This is a genomic window from Treponema sp. OMZ 798, assembly GCF_024181385.1.
Taxonomy (GTDB): domain Bacteria; phylum Spirochaetota; class Spirochaetia; order Treponematales; family Treponemataceae; genus Treponema_B.
The window spans coordinates 959,451-979,443 of record NZ_CP051305.1 but is presented as its reverse complement, the minus strand read 5'-3'; the positions used below and the strand labels follow the sequence as shown (position 1 = coordinate 979,443).

Annotated in this window: 21 protein-coding genes; all 21 read right to left on the bottom strand. The window is 29.3% G+C overall.

The annotated features are described in order from the left end of the window. Positions 1-40 precede the first annotated feature (40 nt). Positions 41-520 carry a hypothetical protein gene (locus tag E4O07_RS04520; RefSeq protein ID WP_253687620.1) on the bottom strand — a complete coding sequence of 160 codons (480 nt, stop codon included), beginning with the start codon at positions 518-520 and terminating at the stop codon, positions 41-43. A 162-nt stretch (positions 521-682) separates the two neighbouring features. Continuing rightward, complete coding sequence (locus E4O07_RS04515) at positions 683-2,119, bottom strand: hypothetical protein (RefSeq protein ID WP_253687619.1); 1,437 nt, start codon at positions 2,117-2,119, stop codon at positions 683-685. Between the two features lie 3 nt (positions 2,120-2,122). Continuing rightward, the gene (locus tag E4O07_RS04510; protein WP_253687618.1) at positions 2,123-4,198 is read right to left on the bottom strand and encodes an ATP-binding protein; all 2,076 of its coding nucleotides are present in this window, start codon (positions 4,196-4,198) and stop codon (positions 2,123-2,125) included. 2 nt (positions 4,199-4,200) lie between these two features. Next, the gene (locus tag E4O07_RS04505; RefSeq protein ID WP_016519852.1) at positions 4,201-5,073 is read right to left on the bottom strand and encodes a DNA adenine methylase; all 873 of its coding nucleotides are present in this window, start codon (positions 5,071-5,073) and stop codon (positions 4,201-4,203) included. A gap of 281 nt (positions 5,074-5,354) precedes the next feature. Beyond that, on the bottom strand, positions 5,355-5,735 hold the full coding sequence (locus E4O07_RS04500; RefSeq protein ID WP_253687617.1) for a hypothetical protein: 381 nt from the start codon (positions 5,733-5,735) through the stop codon (positions 5,355-5,357). Next, positions 5,735-6,088: a PEGA domain-containing protein gene (locus E4O07_RS04495; protein WP_253687616.1), complete on the bottom strand. Its 354-nt coding sequence runs from the start codon at positions 6,086-6,088 to the stop codon at positions 5,735-5,737. The genes E4O07_RS04500 and E4O07_RS04495 overlap by 1 nt, the downstream gene beginning before the upstream one ends. Positions 6,089-6,361: 273 nt before the next feature. Continuing rightward, positions 6,362-6,934 (bottom strand): SAP domain-containing protein, encoded by a 573-nt coding sequence (locus E4O07_RS04490; protein WP_253687615.1) that lies wholly within the window; start codon positions 6,932-6,934, stop codon positions 6,362-6,364. Further along, positions 6,931-7,188, bottom strand: a complete 258-nt coding sequence (locus E4O07_RS04485) for a DUF3781 domain-containing protein (protein ID WP_253687614.1) — start codon at positions 7,186-7,188, stop codon at positions 6,931-6,933. Before E4O07_RS04485 ends, E4O07_RS04490 begins: the two co-directional genes overlap by 4 nt. 201 nt (positions 7,189-7,389) lie before the next feature. Next, positions 7,390-7,926, bottom strand: a complete 537-nt coding sequence (locus E4O07_RS04480; protein ID WP_253687613.1) for a hypothetical protein — start codon at positions 7,924-7,926, stop codon at positions 7,390-7,392. Positions 7,927-8,089: 163 nt separating this feature from the next. Next, the gene (locus tag E4O07_RS04475; RefSeq protein WP_253687612.1) at positions 8,090-8,476 is read right to left on the bottom strand and encodes a hypothetical protein; all 387 of its coding nucleotides are present in this window, start codon (positions 8,474-8,476) and stop codon (positions 8,090-8,092) included. Continuing rightward, positions 8,476-8,733 carry a hypothetical protein gene (locus E4O07_RS04470; protein ID WP_253679563.1) on the bottom strand — a complete coding sequence of 86 codons (258 nt, stop codon included), beginning with the start codon at positions 8,731-8,733 and terminating at the stop codon, positions 8,476-8,478. Before E4O07_RS04470 ends, E4O07_RS04475 begins: the two co-directional genes overlap by 1 nt. A gap of 417 nt (positions 8,734-9,150) precedes the next feature. After that, entirely contained in the window at positions 9,151-9,870 is a 720-nt protein-coding gene (locus E4O07_RS04465; RefSeq protein ID WP_253687611.1) for a hypothetical protein, read from the bottom strand. Positions 9,871-10,037: 167 nt separating this feature from the next. Next, entirely contained in the window at positions 10,038-10,412 is a 375-nt protein-coding gene (locus E4O07_RS04460) for a hypothetical protein (protein WP_253687610.1), read from the bottom strand. A gap of 194 nt (positions 10,413-10,606) precedes the next feature. Then, on the bottom strand, positions 10,607-11,041 hold the full coding sequence (gene comJ, locus E4O07_RS04455) for a competence protein ComJ (RefSeq protein WP_253687609.1): 435 nt from the start codon (positions 11,039-11,041) through the stop codon (positions 10,607-10,609). Positions 11,042-11,473: 432 nt separating this feature from the next. Continuing rightward, positions 11,474-11,809 carry a hypothetical protein gene (locus tag E4O07_RS04450; protein WP_253687608.1) on the bottom strand — a complete coding sequence of 112 codons (336 nt, stop codon included), beginning with the start codon at positions 11,807-11,809 and terminating at the stop codon, positions 11,474-11,476. Between the two features lie 612 nt (positions 11,810-12,421). Continuing rightward, on the bottom strand, positions 12,422-12,739 hold the full coding sequence (locus E4O07_RS04445) for an N-6 DNA methylase (RefSeq protein WP_253687607.1): 318 nt from the start codon (positions 12,737-12,739) through the stop codon (positions 12,422-12,424). A gap of 78 nt (positions 12,740-12,817) precedes the next feature. Further along, positions 12,818-13,324, bottom strand: a complete 507-nt coding sequence (locus tag E4O07_RS04440) for an HIT family protein (RefSeq protein ID WP_253687606.1) — start codon at positions 13,322-13,324, stop codon at positions 12,818-12,820. A 284-nt stretch (positions 13,325-13,608) separates the two neighbouring features. After that, positions 13,609-14,208: a hypothetical protein gene (locus E4O07_RS04435; protein ID WP_253679541.1), complete on the bottom strand. Its 600-nt coding sequence runs from the start codon at positions 14,206-14,208 to the stop codon at positions 13,609-13,611. A 174-nt stretch (positions 14,209-14,382) separates the two neighbouring features. After that, a complete protein-coding gene (locus tag E4O07_RS04430; RefSeq protein WP_253687605.1) occupies positions 14,383-15,345 on the bottom strand; it encodes an alpha/beta fold hydrolase in 963 nt (320 codons plus the stop codon). Between the two features lie 2,009 nt (positions 15,346-17,354). Continuing rightward, positions 17,355-18,113: a hypothetical protein gene (locus E4O07_RS04425; RefSeq protein ID WP_253687604.1), complete on the bottom strand. Its 759-nt coding sequence runs from the start codon at positions 18,111-18,113 to the stop codon at positions 17,355-17,357. A gap of 93 nt (positions 18,114-18,206) precedes the next feature. Continuing rightward, positions 18,207-18,761: an NUDIX domain-containing protein gene (locus tag E4O07_RS04420; RefSeq protein WP_253687603.1), complete on the bottom strand. Its 555-nt coding sequence runs from the start codon at positions 18,759-18,761 to the stop codon at positions 18,207-18,209. Positions 18,762-19,993 lie beyond the last annotated feature (1,232 nt).

Sequence of the window (19,993 nt, the reverse complement as noted above, 5' to 3'; positions counted from 1 at the left end):
TTATTTAGTGGGCTATTCATCAGTATCGGTTAATCACTTCTTATTGCTTTGTATATTCTACTGAATTTTCACCAGCAGTAAATTTAATCTTCGTTTTTGATGAATTCAATTTAATCAACGAAACCATTTCTTGTAAATCTGTAGATGTAAAATTCTGTGTTGCAATGATTGTCTTGTTTTCCGGATCATGGACAACAATAAATCCTATACCTTCCAGCCCTGATATAACATCACCTACAGAAGCTAAGAATGAGGCATCTGCCATTGAATAATCCGCATCTATTTTAAAATAACCAGAAAAATCAGAAGCCACATAGAATATTTTTTTCTCTACAACGCCAGAACCTGAAACGATTGCCTTCCATGTTCCAACTAAATCACTTTTGTTTGAAACAGGCCTCCAATCACTGCTAGTATTATTCTGATTACCATTCGCCTGTTGACAACCGCTAATTAACGCTACTGCACTAATTATTAAAACTAATGCGCCAATCACTGAAACTAATCTCTTTTGTTTCATTTCGACCTTCCTTTCGCAATGCTTTTTTCATTGCAATTATTTTTATTTTGGTCGAAAGTCTGTTTTGATTGGTTCCGTCCCTGCCTGCCACAAGGCAGGTCAATCTAACATTGTTTTAAACCGCAACGCAGCTCGACTGCGTTGTCGGCTTTGAAAACTGTGTTATGTGCTTTTCTTATCAAATAAAGGAGCTCCTTGATTCAGAATATTACTTTTAGCGAGTAAATCTAATACTTTACTTCCTGGAGCCAAGCTAATTGCCGTATATTTATGAGCCAAAACCGTTGGAATAAGAGAATTTTCAAACAATTCACATTCAAAATCGTTTAATAGATTCGTATAAACTTCAATATTTTTATAGTTCATTATATTTGCTTTTTCCAAAGAGAAATTTTGAACAGATGATTTACTTAACCATGGATAAGGAGCATTAAAAACAAATACTTTTCCAGATTTGCTTTTATATAAAAAATCCTGCCCAAAATATGTTTCAGCACCATATGTATTACTTGATTTTGGCTTTTTTTCGAAATTTATATATTTATCTCTATAATCATCTGTTAGTGAATAAATAGAATTATTTGGAACAAATTCTTTTATATTTTCAAAAAAATCATTTACGGCGCCACTTTTCTGAATTCCCATCATCAAAATATCTGTTTTTCCATGCTTTCTCATTTCTATATTAATCTTTTCTAAATATTTCATAATGCAGGAATGTAACTTTGCTGGTTCACCAAAAATTGCAAGAGGTCCATCTATGAAAAAACAAATATTTTCTAATGCTTCTGTATATGATTCAGGGGACTTTTCAACAATTGTGCGAATATAATGTATAGCAATTAATCTTTCTACTACATTCATTGTTCTTGTCATTGCGGAAATATTTGATATCATGCCTTCTACTTGTTCCCAAACTCGCAGAATATCCGTAACATACAAAGGCTTACCACAATGAGGGCAACTTGAATACCCTTTACTCTTGATTTCTGCATACGACACAACAATATTTTCATACTTTTCACAGCATGGACATTTGGAAAGTTTTATAATTTCAGATGAACTTCCTTCTGAAAATGAAGCAAGCTTAAAAAGTGTCATTCGAAGACTTGAGTCAGAATTATTCTTTTCTGAACGAAATTTATCAAACTGTTCATCTAAAGCCCTTCTGAAACTTTCTTGAACATCTTCACAATTATCATATACAATATTCGCGCTTGGAAGAATTAATGTATAAGATTCATTATTCTCCTTAAATTTTGCAACTTCGAATGGATCAATAAATGGAGCATCTTGCCTCATATTTTCAAGTAATTCACATTTTAAAAGAACAACTCCAATTTTTATAAATCCAATTTTTCTGCTTGGAAATTTTTCTGTTATACTTGACTCGTAAAGACTTCCATCTATTGAAATAATATTTTGCGGTTTTTTAAAATGAGATTTCCATGGATTTGAAAAAATCTGAGAAATTGTTTTTTTCTCTTTATCTTCAGGATAATCTATTTTATGACATCTTTTCAAAAAATCTTGAACGTCAGGATTTTTGACTATATCTATATGCGATGTTTTATTAGCGATTTCTTTTTCGTATGGCATCTATTATCTCCATTGAGCAGGATCAAATTTATCAATTTGAACTGGAACAACAAATGAACTTGAAAGTGTTTTTACCCGAGCAAAGCCAACATCTTGGGCTCGTATAAGAGATTTACTAAAATCAGAAAAATCATAGAATTTGGCAAGTTCACGTATCTCATTTTCACTATTAAGATGAGTTACAAACCAGTTTTCTGTATTTGCCAATATATTTGGATGCACAGATGACACTTCTTGAGTTGCATAAACAAGACCTATTTTATATTTTGCCCCTTCTTTTGCAACGCGGGGCCAAGTTTCAGTTAACTCCATACGTTTACCTATAAGGTTATGAGCTTCTTCTATAAAAATCATAATATTTGGAGGAGTGAGATTATTTGTAAAAATATCCATTGATTTATTAAAAATATATTTGGCTAAATCTTGACTTATCTTTTCTCTGAGATTAGCTTTCCCTACTGATAAATCAAGTATAACAATCTTACCGTTAGCTAAATGATTATAGATTTCTTCTTTAACATCCGAATTTCTTGATGAAGTATGATAATCTTTTGAAGACAATAAAGCTTTATAACCAAACATTGCTGTACCTGTTGAATTCTTTTTAACAATCATGTTTAGCATTGCAATATCAACATCATCAAGCCATAATTTATCTTTTGAAGATGAAGGCAATACCTCATACCATAATTTTTTTATTTCTGAACCTTTATTTTCTTTATTTATAGAATCTGCAAGTTTCTGGGCATTTTCTCGTAATTTAATAAACCAGAAAAGAGCATCATTTATACTAATGGGTTCTTTTATCTTTTTTAATTCATTCTCAACTTCTGCTTGTGTCTTTCCTTGTCCAAGTGCGTATTCATTTATGTTTTTACCAAACGATTGTATACATTTAATTTTAGGATTTGCACTAAATGAAATTTTAGTAGTATTTTCAGTTTCAAAGCCGGCAACTTTTAATAAACATTTGTAAATTGTTATCTTAACATTATAACGATTACTACCACTTAAATCCCCAGTTTCAGGTTTTTCAAATGACATTCCATTGGCAAAAGTTTTTATATCTTGAGCAGAACTTATTTTTTCTTCATTTATTTTATCGGAAATAATTAGGAAACCGTCTTCCAGCTGTTCATAGAAATTAATAAGCAAAGATTCGAATCCTTCAGTTTTTATCATACGATAACGAACACAATCACTTTTAAAAATATCAGAAATTGCACCATGATCTTGGTTGTTAGCATTTGCATATTCGCCATTTATATCAAAAATTAATTGTCCTATAGGAAAATTCGATTTATTCGAAATATCTTTTACAACAGAAACTGTTTGCTTCACCATATTAGATTTACCTGTTCTTGTCATTCCAAGCACAGCAGTTCTTCGAGATAAAAAATCTGAAGGTTGAATTTCAACTGGTACTTTAATTTCTGTATCACTTCGTTGTAACCTATCTGATGATGTATAGCGGACCGTTCCTATTTTAAATGTTTTTACTTCACTTGTTATTCCAAGATTCTTAAAATCTTCTTTTGATTTGTTTTTTCGTATTGGATCTACATAGTTTACAATTGTATTTAGTGCATCTCCCTTAGGTAAATAAACTCTTTGTGTCAAAGAAGTTGAAAAATTCTCAATGTCAGAACCAAGTTGTAATTCTTGATTTTTCATATAGAAAGTTCCAAGAACCCTACATTCTAAGCCACTGAACTGAAGCATATTTTGTGTAAGCTTATCAAATGTTTGAGTATTATCTACAAAAGAAGTTGCATCCTGAATAGAATCAAGTTTTGTTCTAATATTATCATCATCTTGAGGTAATTTGCATGAACCTATAACCCTAAGAAGAATAATCTCTTTATCAAAGGGAGCTTGCTTTGAATAATTGTCAGGATTTATGTTTGTAGCAATTAAAAAAGAATTTTGAGGAACACCATTTACTTTTCTTTTCCACATATCATTTGTCAATACAAGGGCATTCTCATAATCAATTGAAAATATTCTTCCAATTTCATTTCCTTTTTGTACCAATTTTACCAAAGAATCTTGATTTGATACCTGACTAACAATATCCATCTTTATCTCCTCTCTTTTAAATTTATCTTATTAAGAATAGTAGTTGGAATAGCTTTTATAAAATTTGAATCACTCATATACATTAATTCCGTTGCTTTACGCACATTTTTCGAATTCACAGAATAGGATAATGTAAACTCATAAGCCTTTGAATCCTTATAGATACTTGCAATTTCACTCGCATTATCATAAGTCAATATCCAAGGTTGTTTTACAGATTTTATAGAATTATGAATATTTATATGATCCGTATGTTCTAAGAAATTTGTATACAAATTTTTACCTTTTATATAATATGGTGGATCATAATAAACAAATGCATTATTTGTTTTAGTTACAATAGTATTATTAAAAATTATGATATCTTTATTGTATATTTTGATATTATGCTTATATTTTGATATTTTTTTTATTTTTTCGGCAAGAATGTCTTTATTGTAGCGTGCATCCATCTTGAAATTTCCGGTCTGTTCCATACCACCAATAGGTCCACTATCAAGTATCCCTGAATAATTTGTCCGATTTAAGAAGAATGTTGAAAATCCATATTCTAAGGAATATTTATTTGAAGATTGATATATGTTTTTTTGTATTAAATAGGTTTCTTTATTTATAGAAGTTTTTTCTAAAAGACTTAGAAATTTATCCGTCTCTGTACAAATAGCCCTCCAAAATGAATAAACACCTTTATTCAAATCATTTATAATAATATTTTCAACTTTTTCATTTAAAAGCAAAGAAATGCCAATACCTGCTCCACCTGCAAATGGTTCAATATATGTATTTATACTTTTATCTTGACTAGCAATAATTGCTTCGATAAAACCATATAATTTCGATTTACCTCCTGGATATCGTAATGGCGAACAAGTCATAATTACCTCAACTGTTATTATATCATTTTAATAATATATATCAATATAGAATCGTGCACCACTGGTGCATCCACATAACATTCGCTTAACCTGCATTTGCGGCTACTCCGCAATGTCAGGTTGAAGCGAGTGTTAGATTATACACCCTGTAAGCATTTTCACTTCTAATTATATCTTATTTTATTTTTAAATAAAAGTGTATGTTTTAAGTACGGAACTTACTTACTACATACACTTATATTGTACACAACAGCCTTAATTATACAAAATACTACATTTTTTTATTCATTAGTATATCTTTTATATCTGTATGTCTTTCCAGTATTATCAATATAAGTTTCAAGATATTCTTTATTTACTTTATACGTTACTTTTTCAGTATGACCATATAATTCGCTTCCTTGCAAATCACTTACGACACCATCTTGCGTAACATATTTTTCAAACTTCATAATAAAATATCTCGATTTTATATCAATACTTCCCTGTAAACACATAATGGTATCAGATTTGTGAAATACCAATTCAAACGTATTTTTACGGATAATCAAATCTCTTTCTTCGCTTTTCCAGCGTCCGTATAATACTGACCGTCCTTCACATGAAATCAATACAAGACTTATAATCAATATAAAAATATATTTTGTTATTCTTGTTTGCATTATCTATTCATAGGAGTAAGCATATAATACTGCTGTCCTTTGGGACCATGTACCCACAATAATGACGGCCACCATAGTAATAAACCGCAAATAAGATTTACCGTTTTTACTTCCTTTTGAACACTGAAGTGCATATCTTGATAACCGTCTTTTTTTATAAGAATATCAGGATCTTCCCATACAGCATTACTTAATTTTTTTGAAACAGGAGTTTTTCCTATATATTCGCCATTAATATACACATCAGCACCCGGTGTATCAGTGTTAAATGTAACACGAGTTTTCGTTACACAGCTTGATAGTATTGATGCCAACATCACCAACATTAAAACAGCAGATAGAGCCTTTTTCATCTTTCAACCTTCCTTCTTGCAATGTCCTTTTCATTGCAATTATTTTATTTTTTGTCGAAGGAATGCTTTGATTGGTTCCGTACCCGCCTGCCACAAGGCAGGTCAATCTAACATTCGCTTGACCTGCATTTGTGCCTTTGCCGAAGCGTATAGCGTAAGGCAAAGTTGGCACGAAAGTTGCATTAAAAAGGGAGCTGCACCAGCAGCGACCGCCTCCAGCAACTTTCGTGACAAAACAAGTGTCAGGTTGAAGCGGGTGTTAGATGAAATTTTCTATGTATTTTTATTCTTTTTCCATGTTATATAATCTTTTTTTGCCTTCATATCTTTTAGCCTATTCCATGCTTGCAAAGCCTCTTCTCGTGTTGCATTTTTTTCATTTACCAGATAATCGCTTATAAAGTTATTAAATTTACAGGACGGGATTTGCGGAAGTTTTCCTTCAGTTTTATTTAAACGAATATATTCACAAATGACATCATTATATGTTATTTTTTTGCAATTAGAAAGTTTATTTTCAATCCAGCGATTAAGCCAATATTTCGCCCCTGATTTCGGCTTTAATCCCCGAACTCGTTTATCCATTTCACTATTTATGAATTCCCATGTTTCTTTTTTATTGCTAAAATTTTCAACATAACTATGATTATTCAATATATCCTTATTCCGGCTTTTACTCCGATAACTGTTCTTTTTATTTACAGTTCCTGTTTCTAAAAATTGAATGATCACCTCTTCAAGCTGATCCTTTCGTATTTTTGTATCAAAAGGAATTTCAAGCGATTTTGCTAATGCCTTGAGTTCACTCATGTACCAATATTTATTCTCAAATTCTTTTATTGTCATATAACCTTTTTCTTATGGGCTGTGATTATTGTATAACTGTATGTATTAACGGTTATCATAATATCGTCAATACTTATATACCAATTTTTTCCTTTTCTGATTATTAAACTTCTCTTATCAAGAATTTTATTTTTACACCATTCAACAACATCTTGGGTATTTAAATCAAGATTACGTTTTATTCGCTCAATACCCATTTCAGTTGTATGAATTTTTTCTGAATTTTTATACAGAATTTCCGAATTGTTTTCCATAGTGACTTTATATCCGTATATTATTTATTTGCATGCGACAGCATGTCAATCTAACATTCGCTTAACCTGCATTTGCGGCTACTCCGCAATGTCAGGTTGAAGCGGGTGTTAGACGTTCTTACTACAAAAAAATTCTCCATTTCCATTATATATTTTTTAAGCAATAACGTAACATACATTTTCTTTTTATTTTAGAAAAATTCATTTCATATTATTTTTAATAAATATAATTATATCTGCAATTGCATTATCATACATATTACTAATATCTACACCATAATTTTCTTTTGTTTTTTTAATTATAATTTCTTTAACATCTTCTGGAGTTTTTTTACACCATGGAAATAATATTAATTCTATTGTTACTTCATCAGCAAAAAATCCTTCGTAAAAATCTATCCCAAGAATCTTCTCAAAAAAATCAGCGGCGAATTCTTCATTTTCAAATAAAATATCATCACTTGCAAACTCAATCGGTTTTCTTTCCCAAGGTTTTGGTAAAATATTATTTTTTTTATAATCATAAAAAGTTTTTTCTATTTTGCTAAATGCCTCTGCAAAATTTGAACCGAATCCTACAAAACCGGCCCAATTTAATATTCTTACACAATATTTAAAATTTTCTTCTTGAGCATTTTTATTTATATAATAATAAAGTGGATAATCAATTACATTTAATTCTTTTCTTTTTAGGCGATTTAATATTGTAAAAGGAATAAATAAATTTTTATAATACATATTTTCTCCATTCAGTCATAATTATCATATATAATTTTATATATTAATAAACACTGAAGTTGCTTATTTTTTTCTAAAAATTTTCCAACGCTACGCGTTGTGCGTATAACATTCGCTTAACCTGCATTTGCGGCTCCTCCGCAATGTCAGGTTGAAGCGGGTGTTAGACACTATTTTTCTCATCTTCTGGTTTTCTTGAAAGTGTAATTTTTTGATATGCGTCTTTTTTATCGTTTGGATGAGGTTCAAGACCAATTATCGTAATATCAGACTTGTTTGGACCATATACCCAAAACACCCTACCAGCAGCAGGTTTGTGATTTTCTAAATATGACTGCCAAACTTTTATTCCATATCTTTTGGACAGCACCTCAATATCATGAGTACAAAGACTTGGATATTTCGAATCTAAAGCAAGTTTCTTAAAACAACTTACCAGTTTTTTGAATAAAATAACTTCTTTTTTAGAAGCAACATTATTTTTTATTTTCTTTTCCAGATCATCCCAAAATTCTTTCATTTCGGGAATTCCCATTCTGATGTTGAACATTACTCAATATCCTCATAGGCAGAAATATCTATGGGGTTAGAAACATTACCATTTTTGAAATTTTCCATGCTTAAATCCATCACTTTTAAGGTTCTTACTGAAACTTGAAAAGGCTTTGTAAGTTCTCTGGGTTCAAGCAAGATTCTGCCGTCGTCATACTCTTCTACATGGAAATATTCGTAAGATGCGTTTCGTAATGTAATTCTTTTTTTTGAGTCAATTTTTGCGTCATAGGATTTTACTGCTATTGTAGGCATAACAAAACTCCTTTTAGTGGGAAATCCCACAATTAAAATATAACCTAAAATATGAAAAAAAACAAGTGGATTAACGGCCGTTTTCTCAGAATTTTTATTTATTTTATATGTTCTTATCTTTTTCCAAATAATTATTATAATCACTATGACCGTCCGAAGGACTTTTAACTTGTTGATTTCCTTAACAAGTTTTGAATACTTAGATAAAAGCTTATTTTTACTTATCCAAGTAGATAAATAATAAAACAAAACTTTATTCAAAGAACCTAAGCTTTTAATTTGGGTTTTACACTTTAATTTACAAAAAAATACACCCTACTTTTTCAAAGTTGCAGTTAATTGTGCCGTAAGGCATCTGTCTAACTACCGCTTGACCTGCATTTGCGGCTCGTCCGCAATATCAGGTTGAAGCGGGTGTTAGGTGTTTTTCTTTACATAATCCAAATAAAAATTTATAAAATCATCTTTATTATAGTTTACAATTTTATTCATGAACATTATATTACTAAATTCCAATCTTCCATTTTCTAAAATATATTTTTTTGTTTCAATTTGTTTCTTATAATCTCTAATAATCATATTCTTTTTCATTTTTTTAGCAAATGAATTTACACATCTACTTTGATTCCTTGCTAATTTTGATAAAATTTTGTATTTTAATAATCCATTCTTACTAAAAAAAGGTACGGATAAATCATCTAAAGTTTCTAATAATATAAGATTAGCATATTCATTATTTAGTTTTAAGATTTTTGAATAGAGATTTTTCTTAATTCTGATTTCATAAGCATATAACCACGTAAATTCCATTATATAATCATATAAAAGAAGCGGATCATTTTCTATTACAAAAAGAAAATAATCTTCCAGTACTTTTTTACATGTTATTCTATGAATATTTAAGGTATCACAGATTATAATTAATGCTTCTCTTCGTCTGATATATGAAGAATCAAATAGCATTTTTTCACAAAATTTATAAATACAATCATTTTCATATTTTTTTAATATTAATTCTCGATATTTATGTGAATGAGTTACCGAATCACAAATGAATGGGCAAGGGCTTTCCGATGCATAAATAGCATTATTTTCATAACATTTTTCGAAGAAAAGATTTGTATCTTTAATTTGCAACAAGTCTTTGCATACTTATTCCAAATAGTCATCTGTAAGATAATAGGTATATTCTTTTACCCGTTGTATTAATTCATTTTTTTCCAAAATTTTATCCTATTTTTATCCATCTAACTAACGCTTAACCTGCAACAAGGCTTGTCCGCAATGTCAGGTTGAAGCAGGTGTTATGTGATTTTCTTTATTTTCTTAACTTTATAGTTAATTAATTCCAAATCAAAAATTTCATCATTTTCATTATAAATACGAATCGTATCATTATCAATCAATTCTGTTTCTTTAATAAAAATCCATTGAACATCTTTTTCTAAAAACGGATTATACCAGATTGAATAAATTGATATTGTTTTCTTTATTTTTGAGTCTTTAATAGATTTAATAATCATCTGACCGGTTCCCTTAAAAATTCCATCTGAATAATTTGCAATATACTCGTATCCATTATGAATTATCGATGGAACTTCTGGAGGCGGAGTCCTTTTTGCATGTAAAACCAAGAGTGAAAATATAAATATACTTAATAATATGATACTTTTTTTCATTAAACATACCTATTGTAAAATGCTTCTTCGCCCTTGCCCTAAAGTTCAATTCATTTTTTTTGATTACTTTTTTGCAGCGAATATTTTTCTTTTTTTCCACCATGCGCCCCAGTAGGGCGTCCACATAACTACCGCTTAACCTGTATTTGCGGCTTGCCCGCAATGTCAGGTTGAAGCGGGTGTTAGAATATTTTTTAAGCTTTTTCTTCATTCAAAAAAAGTTCTATATCTTGTATATCATCTTTATCTTGCATTATTAGTATTTTTGGGCTGATAACTTCTTTTCGTATTTGGATATGAATTATTTTATTTTTATAAAGACTATATTCAATTGAATAATCTCCTGGTTTTGCATCAATTTTAATCGTGGAAATAATTGACCCAAGCTCAAAACCATTTTTGGTTTTTAACGGAACAATTATTTTTCGAATTATATCATTAATCTTTAAATTATCTTTTTCATTGATAAATATTTTAAACTCACCGTCTTCAATTGTATCAAATGAAACAGATCCTTTCCGGTATGCGAAACCTTGATTAAGGGATTTTGATGACCATTTATTATAAGGATTAGGCATATCGGCAACAAATATTGCAAGTTGCCTATAAAGTATATCCACTGTAACCATTTAACTATCTTAATCGCATGTTATAACGCTTTTTGTTTCAAGACAATCAAATAATATAACAACTGAAATAATTACATAGTCACCAATAATAAAATCATTATAAATACTATCTAATTGTCCATAGAATATCATTCTACTTTTACATATCATATAACGAAAAATCATTTTCTTATAAAATTGTCCATTTTGCCGCTAATTTTATCAGAAATTAAATATTTTCCCAGTCCATATGATTGTAATATTATTTTTTGCTCCGCGCGAAGCGTCATTCTAACATTCGCTTAACCTGCATTTGCGGCTACTCCGCAATGTCAGGTTGAAGCGAGTGTTAGATTTATTTACTAAATTATTTTTAAATGCATAGTTAAAAAGTAGTTTACACGATTTATGGAACTTTTATATGTAAACTACTTTTTTATTCCTATGAATATTCTACTTTACTTCAACATAGTCAATTGCTATACCTGAAAGAATTATGTAATCATAATTACCTTTCTTTCCTCGTCCATCAATGACTACATTAACAACATCATCAGCCTTAGGATACATTTCTTTTGCAACTTCAAGCAATTTTGTGTATCCACCTCCGGATCCTGACAATTTACCTTTGTACTCTACTCTACCTAATATAACATACTTACTTCCATCAGCTGGAAATTGTGCTGTTGTTTCTATAGGTCTTACTGTCGAGCAACCAACAACTAATACAACGCTTATCAGTAATAATATAAGCATTCCAATCATTGAAACTATTTTTTTCTGTTTCATCTTTAAATCCTTCCTTCTTGCAGTGTCCTTTTTTTCACTGCAATTATTTTATTTTTTGTCGAAGGAATGTTTTGATTGGTTCCATTACCTGCCTGCCTTTAGGCAGGTCAATCTAACATTCGCTTAACCTGCATTTGCGGCTCGTCCGCAATGTCAGGTTGAAGCGAGTGTTAGATTTTCTTTTCAAAACCAAAACATAATTTTAGCTCAATTTTTTATGCATTATTTTCTAATACATATTTAAAAATAGTCTGCATTTCTTTTGTTCAAACTATTTTTAAATTTTAGATTTTTACTTTTTATTCCTATCCGTATAAGTTCCCCCGCTTTTTTTCCAGAGCAACTTATTCTACTTTATTTCCTAGTTTTAATCTCCCCTTAACGATTGAGTCGAAAGTGTATTAGGTTTTACAAAAGCAAGGTTAACACATTTCTCCAAAGCTCATTGCAAAACAATGTAATTTTAATCCTTATATAAGTCATTGTTTTCGAATTTTCTCTTGAAAATAATTGATAAAATCATCTAACTTTTCTGATAATTTTATTATTTTATGAATTCTATTTTTACTCAATAACTCCTTAACCTTCTTTTTAGATTCTTTTTCCAGTTTTTTATCTGGAAGTATAATTGCGGCTAAAGTACCATTTTTTTAGATTATTGAGGGTATTCTTTAAAATATCTAAACAACCGTATTTTGACTCGAAATGAGGATTCATCAAGATTTTATTAATAGGTTTGGAAGTAATCCAAGAATCAACTTCATATGTTCTGAAATCTAGTAATTCTAAATTTGTTTTACCATCCTTGTGTATTAGCATATTAACACAAGCTAACGTAAAGATTTGCCTATCAAATTCTATTCCAAATAATCGTTCTGCTTTTATTTCTTTAGCTTTATTAGTATCTACTCCTCCAGCTTCTTCAATCATATTACTCATCGCTTTAACTAAAAAAAGCGCCTGAAACGGGTGTAAAATCATTTACAAGGAGGTTTTAATCATATGAGATTAAAAGTAATAAGCTACTTTCTTTTTCAAAAATCGAAACAAAGCATCTATTTCACTGCTAGAAAGCAAACTGCTTTTGTGATTTAAATAATGGTGACCAAACTCATTATCTGAATATTGCTTTTCTAATATACTGACTGGATTTGAATATCTTGGTCTAATATGAAAATGTAAATGCGGCTGCGGATTATCAGACTTATAGGCATCATTCATCAAGCATGTCCAATTAAACATAGTTGCATTTAATTCCACTTTTAACATTAGTTCACATGAATTAATTATATTTTTCAACGAAATCCACTGATTAATCGTTAAATCACATAAGCTTTGTATATGTTCCTTAGAAAGGACAAATAATCTTCCTATATAATCCTGCTTATCTGATAAAAACACTATCCATTCTGTATTTTCGAATAATAACCATCTTTTGTCATTCTTATTTAATTTGCAAAGTTCACAATCATTCTCAATAACAGGTATAGACTCTTTTTTTATCATATCACTCATTTCGCGGGCCTTTCTAAATTCATTTCAATTTTTGTTTTTCTTGTCCATAATTTATAAGTATTTTATACTTTCGCGCCGATAGGCGTCAATCTAACATTCGCTTAACCTGCATTTGCGGTTCATCCGCAATGTCAGGTTGAAGCGAGTGTTAGATTTTATTTTTCCAACAAAAACTAACACATTTTTTCGATTTCCTTTATATACTTTGACTATATTAAATTTCCATTAAAAACAGTTTTGCATATTTTACGGAACTTTTTATATGCAAAACTGTAAAGTTATAACTATAACTTATATCCAACACTAAAACCAAGGTTAAACATAAAACCGCTCTCTTTCGTTGCTGCTGAACCCATATTTTTATTCATCTGAAATCCAAGTAATAAACTAGGCTTTAAAAATAATCTTTCTTTTACATAAACATCTGATCCAACACCAAATGCAACATAATGTCGATGAAAATTATAACTTGAATCAAGATTCTCTTTATAATTTTCTCCATCTTTTTTACAAGAAATATTAAAATTTAAATCAAATCCAAACAGGGGATAAATCTTTGCAATACCAACTGTAAATGGATATTTTCCAAAAAAAGCCATATTAAAGTAACTCATATTAATTCCAGATACCAAAGGAGTAACTTCACTACTACCAAAGCTAAAACCGAGAGTACCCAAAACATATTGTGCATCAAAAAAACATTTTACACCAAAAAAATTACCAGTTGCTTTAGGGCTAACCTTAAACCACCCTGTATCAATCTCTGCTTTTTTTGTGGCATGTGTAAAATCAATACCACCACCAACACTCAGATCAATTGCAAACAATGATGTAGTACATAATGCTGCAACTAATAACATTGAAACTAACCTCTTTTGTTTCATCTTTCAACCATCCTTTCGCAATGTTTTTTTTTCATTGCAATTATTTTTATTTTTCGTCGAAAGAATGCTTTGATTGGTTCCGCACCTGCCTGCCGTAGGCAGGTCAATCTAACATTCGCTTAACCTGCATTTGCGGTTCGTCCGCAATGTCAGGTTGAAGCGGGTGTTAGAATGTTATCCTTTCATACTTAATAATAGTTTAAAAAGTTCATCCATCATTTCTTTACTTGGGAAATGTCCTGAATTTTTTATTATTTTATACTGTAAATTTCTATTATTTATACTTTCACAAATCTCCTTTACGATTTTTGTAGATGCAACTATATCTGTCTCTCCCTGTAGAATAAAATATGGAATATTTACTTTCTGTAACTTTTCAGATAAATTAATATGAAGAATTTCCTTCCATAAGGAAATATTATTTTTATATCCGTTTATAATCACAGCTTTGAAATCTTTAAATTTATAATCAGGCGATTGAAATAAACCTAAAATAATTTTTCCAACTTCATTGGTTTTTGATTTTTTATTATTGTACGCATTCGTCTTTTTTCTTAACAAACTAGATATTAATTGCAAATCTTTACTTTTTACATTATTTATATTTGTATCTTTTATCTTATTCATTGTTTTTTCTGAAATACCATTTTCCTTTAAGGCATTATATACTTCTTCATTATAGAAAATATTTTTTACAATTTGTCCTGAAGCTACGACACCATCAATTAATTCTGTTTTTTGTTCAGATACTAATAAACTTAATATACTTCCCCACGACATACTAAATATAAACAATTTATTACTTGGAAATTCTTTTTTTATAGCATCAATTAAATCGCATGTCATCTGAACAAAATGATTAATTGTGAAATGGTTATCAATTTCGTGGTTATTGATTCCACATCCAAGCTGATCCCAATAAACCATTATAAAATTATCAGTAAATTGTGGAAACATCCCTCTACAACCTACAGAAAAAGGAATTGGTGTCCCAGGACCACCATGTAATGTTATTAATATTGGTAAATCATCACATCTACCTTCGATTAAAACCTTTTGTGAAAATCCTCCTAAACTAAACAATAAAAGTTTTGAAACTTTATTATTGTCTATAACAGATCTTCTAATTTTGTTCATGAATTTGTCCTTTACTTACATACGCCTATGGCGTGTCATTCTAACATTCGCTTAACCTGCTTTGCGGCTCGTCCGCAATGTCAGGTTGAAGCGGGTGTTAGACACTTTTAGTTTATTTAATCGCTTATATTAACAATTATGCTTTTAATTTTACACTATTTTGCTTTTTATTACTATATTTAATAAATAAACTTAAAATTTTACTGTAAAACTTTATTATTTATAAAACTAAACTTTTATAAATAATATTATCTTAAAATTATAAGCTTATTCTTAACAATTAGACTTTATTTTTTAACCTATACAGCTTTTCATCATTAAATTAAAAAATCAACAATTTTACTATAAAGCTAAAATTTTATTTTCATTAACAAATAATTATAATAATTACCAGACCGTCCGAAGGACTTTTATTTTGTCGATTTCCTTAACGAGTTTAAAATACTTAGATAAATTTTAATTTTCCTTAGAAAATAATTATTATAAACACAGACCGTCCGAAGGACTTTTAAATCGTTGATTTCCTTAACGAGTTTAAAAATCCTCAGATGAAAGTTTATTTTTCCTTATCAAAATAGATATTATAATAAAACAAAACTTTATTCAAAGAACCTAAGCTTTTAACTTGGGTTTTACGCTTTAATTTACAAAAAAATACACACTACTTTTTCAAAGTTACAGTTTATCGTGTCGTAAGGCATCCGTCTAACTACCGCTTAACCTGCTTTGCGGTTCCTCCGCAATGTCAGGTTGAAGCGGGTGTTAGACACTTTTATTTTATTTAATCGCTTATATTAACAATTGTGCTTTTAATTTTACACTATTTTGCTTTTTATTACTATATTTAATAAATAAAAAACTTAAAATTTTACTATAAAGCTTTATTATTTGCATATATAACTTTCATATTACTTAACGCATATACTAAAAACTATTTATTTAACTATAATTTACAAAACTAATCTTTTATAAATAATATTCTCTTAATATCATAAGCTTATTCTTAACAATTAGACTTTTTTTAGCCTATACAGCTTTTCATCATTAAATTAAAAAATCAACAATTTTACTATAAAGCTAAAATTTTACTTTACTTAGCAAATAATTATAATAATTACCATGACCGTCCGAAGGACTTTTATTTTATTGATTTCCTTAACGAGTTTAAAATACTTAGATGAATTTTAATTTTCCGTAGAAAGCAATTATTATAAACATAGACCGTCCGAAGGACTTTTAACTCGTCGATTTCCTTAAAAAGTTTAAAAACACTCAGATAAAAGTTATTTTTCCTTAGAAAGTAATTATTATAATTACCAGACCGTCCGAAGGACTTTTAACTCGTTGAATTCCTAAACTAGTTTTAAAATTCTCAGATAAAAGTTCTATTTTCCTTATCCAAGTAGTCACTATAATAAAACACAACTTTACTCGAAAGAACCTAAGCTTTTAATTTGGGTTTTACACTTTAATTTACAAAAAACACGCACCATTTTTTCAAAGTTGCAGTTAATTGTGCCGTAAGGCATCTGTCTAACATTCGCTTAACCTGCATTTGCGGCTCCTCCGCAATGTCAGGTTGAAGCGGGTGTTAGATTATCAGTATGCTCTGATAATTTCTCATTTATTCTTCACACAGGTGACTCTCCATTATTGCCTCAATACTCTTTAATCTCTTTTACCTTGTAATCATCAATCTTAAAATACGATGTAACATAAAAGCTTATCTTCTCTACTGAGTTTTCAATAAGAACTGTAGTTATTATATACTCTTCATATTCATTATATTCTTTAATTGTAGTATACCAGCACCCGAGATATTTTTTATTAAATTATATATACTTCTTTTTTGATACGAAAACTTTTGTTGTGTTTGGTAGATATATTTTTATATTGTCACAAAAAATATCCTCAAGACTATCGAAAGAAGCTATGTTAATTTTTCTCAAAATCGACAACTATTTTATTCATATTAGTAATCCCCTATAGAATATTCCATAATACAATTATCATCTTAACAATTTGAACATTAAAAAAATATTATCATATCCTTTTTTCAACAGATATGTAGAACCAAGATCTTTTATTTTAACAAAACCTATATTTTCAAATAACGCAATGTCCCCATTGGGATAACAACTATTTTCAGCAACTATTATTTGCATTCCATCATACTTGCCAGATAATTCAGGTATAATCATTTTAAACATACTTTTTATATAATTATATTTTTTATCATTACTATATACACATAAAATATGTATTATTTTGTTACACTGCATTGTATCGAAACAACTGAACTTATCTGATTCGATAATATCAATCATGCATACTGGCTTATTGTTTTTATAACCAACATAGCCAAAGAAAAAATCAGAGTTTTGTAAATACCACGGTTTTTTCCTACAATTTATTTTTTCATTATTACAACATACTCTTATTGAATCATCAATTGTATAACTATCTAAACTTCGAATAATATCCAAATCATCATCTTGCATATCAGTTTCATTCTTTACAAAACCATTGTATTCTTTTTTAAGTAAATCACTAACATTTGATGGATATACAGGAGAGCCTGTCGTTACTTGACCATCTACAGCTATCATAAATGGAAAAACAATTTTTCTATCATGTCTGTTCATACTAACATCTAATGTATTAAACAATATTTTTTCATTCTTAGTATATTTTTCCAAATTTTCTATTGTCTGATCAACCCATGGACATTGATATCCAAAATGAAGCACTTCAATTTGACTACACATATTATATTTCCAATTAGCACCGCGAAAGCGGTGTCAACCTAACATTCGCTTAACCTGCATTGCCTCAAAGGCAATGTCAGGTTGAAGCGGGTGTTAGACGCTTTTACCTTTGTAATTATCAAAATCCAGCATTTCATTCCAAAGTATATTTTCTTTCCCGTTAAAATATGTTGCAACGCCAACTTCCAGTCTCTTACTGATTTCACTTTCAAAATAATGTTTTAGTATATATTCACATGTCATTGGCATTTCAAGAGTCATTACTTTACTTTTATCAATCCATTCCAGTTTACCTTCCGAGAATTCATAAAATAAAGGATTCTTGTCCGTTTTTCCAAAATAAACATACTGCTCTCTTAATATCTCATCTTTTACGTTCCGTATAATTAAGTATTTAAGGTTTATATATATTAAATCATTTACTATGAGACCGGTTTCTTCTTCCAATTCTCTTAGACATGCTTTCATTGGAGTTTTATATTCTTCTTTCTCAATATGTCCGCCAATTCCAGCCCACTTATTAGGGGCGATCTTCTTTGTTGGAGCCCGTTTCAACATCAAAATTTTATCCTCCTTTTCAATAAAAATGGTTACCATTGGAACAATATCAACTGTGTTGTTTAATGAATTATTGTTTTTATATATCATAAAATAGTATAGGAACCCTCCATTTTTCATAGTATACAATATTTTATAAAAAAAATCATCTATTAATAATTCAAACTATTTTTTTATAAATAAGATTTTATCTTTTCATATAGTTTTTGAGTTTAAGAGAATGAAAAAGTGTCATATTTTTCGTTGACTGCCTTAATAAGTTTTAAAATGGTTAGATAAAAGTCTCATTTTCCTTACGCAAGTAGCCATTATAATAAAACATAACTTTATTCAAAAAACTAAGCTATTAATTCGAGTCTTAAGCTTTAATTTACAAAAACACACCCTATTTTTCAAAGTTACAGTTTATCGTGCCGTAGGGCATCCGTCTAACATTCGCTTAACCTGCATTTGCGGCTACTCCGCAATGTCAGGTTGAAGCGGGTGTTAGACACTTTTAGTTTATTTAATCGCTTATATTAACAATTATGCTTTTAATTTTACACTATTTTGCTTTTTATTACTATATTTAATAAAAAAACTTAAAATTTTACTATGAAGCTTTATTATTTACAATAACTAAACTTTTATAAATAATATTATCTTAAAATTATAAGCTTATTCTTAACAATTAGACTTTTTTTAACCTATACAGCTTTTCATCATTAAATTAAAAAATCAACAATTTTACTATAAAGCTAAAATTTTATTTTACTTAGCAAATAATTATAATAATTACCATGACCGTCCGAAGGACTTTTATTTTGTTGTTTTCCTTAACGAGTTATAAAATCCTAAGATAAAACTTTATTTTTCCTTAACAAGTTAATTATTATAATCACCATGACCGTCCGAAGGACTTTTATTTCGTCGATTTCTTTAGCTAGTTTAAAAATCCTTAGATAAAAGTTTTATTTTCCTTACCAAGTTAATTATTATAATTACCAGACCGTCCGAAGGACTTTTATTTTGTTGATTTCCTTAACGAGTTTAAAAATCCTCAGATGAAAGTTTATTTTTCCTTATCAAAATAGATATTATAATAAAACAAAACTTTATTCAAAGAACCTAAGCTTTTAACTTGGGTTTTACGCTTTAATTTACAAAAAAAAACACACTACTTTTTCAAAGTTGCAGTTAATTGTGCCGTTAGGCATCTGTCTAACATTCGCTTAACCTGCATTTGTGCCTTTGCCGACGCGAAGCGTTAAGGCAAAGTTGGCGCGAAAGTTGCATAAAAAAGGGAGCTGCGCAAGCAGCGACCGCCCTAAGCAACTTTCGTG

Excerpts from the sequence above, each read along its gene's own strand:
- E4O07_RS04520 (WP_253687620.1), bottom strand. The coding sequence starts at position 520 with ATGAAACAAAAGAGATTAGTTTCAGTGATTGGCGCATTAGTTTTAATA.
- E4O07_RS04515 (WP_253687619.1), bottom strand. The coding sequence starts at position 2,119 with ATGCCATACGAAAAAGAAATCGCTAATAAAACATCGCATATAGATATA.
- E4O07_RS04510 (WP_253687618.1), bottom strand. The coding sequence starts at position 4,198 with ATGGATATTGTTAGTCAGGTATCAAATCAAGATTCTTTGGTAAAATTG.
- E4O07_RS04505 (WP_016519852.1), bottom strand. The coding sequence starts at position 5,073 with ATGACTTGTTCGCCATTACGATATCCAGGAGGTAAATCGAAATTATAT.
- E4O07_RS04500 (WP_253687617.1), bottom strand. The coding sequence starts at position 5,735 with ATGCAAACAAGAATAACAAAATATATTTTTATATTGATTATAAGTCTT.
- E4O07_RS04495 (WP_253687616.1), bottom strand. The coding sequence starts at position 6,088 with ATGAAAAAGGCTCTATCTGCTGTTTTAATGTTGGTGATGTTGGCATCA.
- E4O07_RS04490 (WP_253687615.1), bottom strand. The coding sequence starts at position 6,934 with ATGACAATAAAAGAATTTGAGAATAAATATTGGTACATGAGTGAACTC.
- E4O07_RS04485 (WP_253687614.1), bottom strand. The coding sequence starts at position 7,188 with ATGGAAAACAATTCGGAAATTCTGTATAAAAATTCAGAAAAAATTCAT.
- E4O07_RS04480 (WP_253687613.1), bottom strand. The coding sequence starts at position 7,926 with ATGTATTATAAAAATTTATTTATTCCTTTTACAATATTAAATCGCCTA.
- E4O07_RS04475 (WP_253687612.1), bottom strand. The coding sequence starts at position 8,476 with ATGTTCAACATCAGAATGGGAATTCCCGAAATGAAAGAATTTTGGGAT.
- E4O07_RS04470 (WP_253679563.1), bottom strand. The coding sequence starts at position 8,733 with ATGCCTACAATAGCAGTAAAATCCTATGACGCAAAAATTGACTCAAAA.
- E4O07_RS04460 (WP_253687610.1), bottom strand. The coding sequence starts at position 10,412 with ATGAAAAAAAGTATCATATTATTAAGTATATTTATATTTTCACTCTTG.
- comJ (WP_253687609.1), bottom strand. The coding sequence starts at position 11,041 with ATGGTTACAGTGGATATACTTTATAGGCAACTTGCAATATTTGTTGCC.
- E4O07_RS04450 (WP_253687608.1), bottom strand. The coding sequence starts at position 11,809 with ATGAAACAGAAAAAAATAGTTTCAATGATTGGAATGCTTATATTATTA.
- E4O07_RS04445 (WP_253687607.1), bottom strand. The coding sequence starts at position 12,739 with ATGATTGAAGAAGCTGGAGGAGTAGATACTAATAAAGCTAAAGAAATA.
- E4O07_RS04440 (WP_253687606.1), bottom strand. The coding sequence starts at position 13,324 with ATGAGTGATATGATAAAAAAAGAGTCTATACCTGTTATTGAGAATGAT.
- E4O07_RS04435 (WP_253679541.1), bottom strand. The coding sequence starts at position 14,208 with ATGAAACAAAAGAGGTTAGTTTCAATGTTATTAGTTGCAGCATTATGT.
- E4O07_RS04430 (WP_253687605.1), bottom strand. The coding sequence starts at position 15,345 with ATGAACAAAATTAGAAGATCTGTTATAGACAATAATAAAGTTTCAAAA.
- E4O07_RS04425 (WP_253687604.1), bottom strand. The coding sequence starts at position 18,113 with ATGTGTAGTCAAATTGAAGTGCTTCATTTTGGATATCAATGTCCATGG.
- E4O07_RS04420 (WP_253687603.1), bottom strand. The coding sequence starts at position 18,761 with ATGATATATAAAAACAATAATTCATTAAACAACACAGTTGATATTGTT.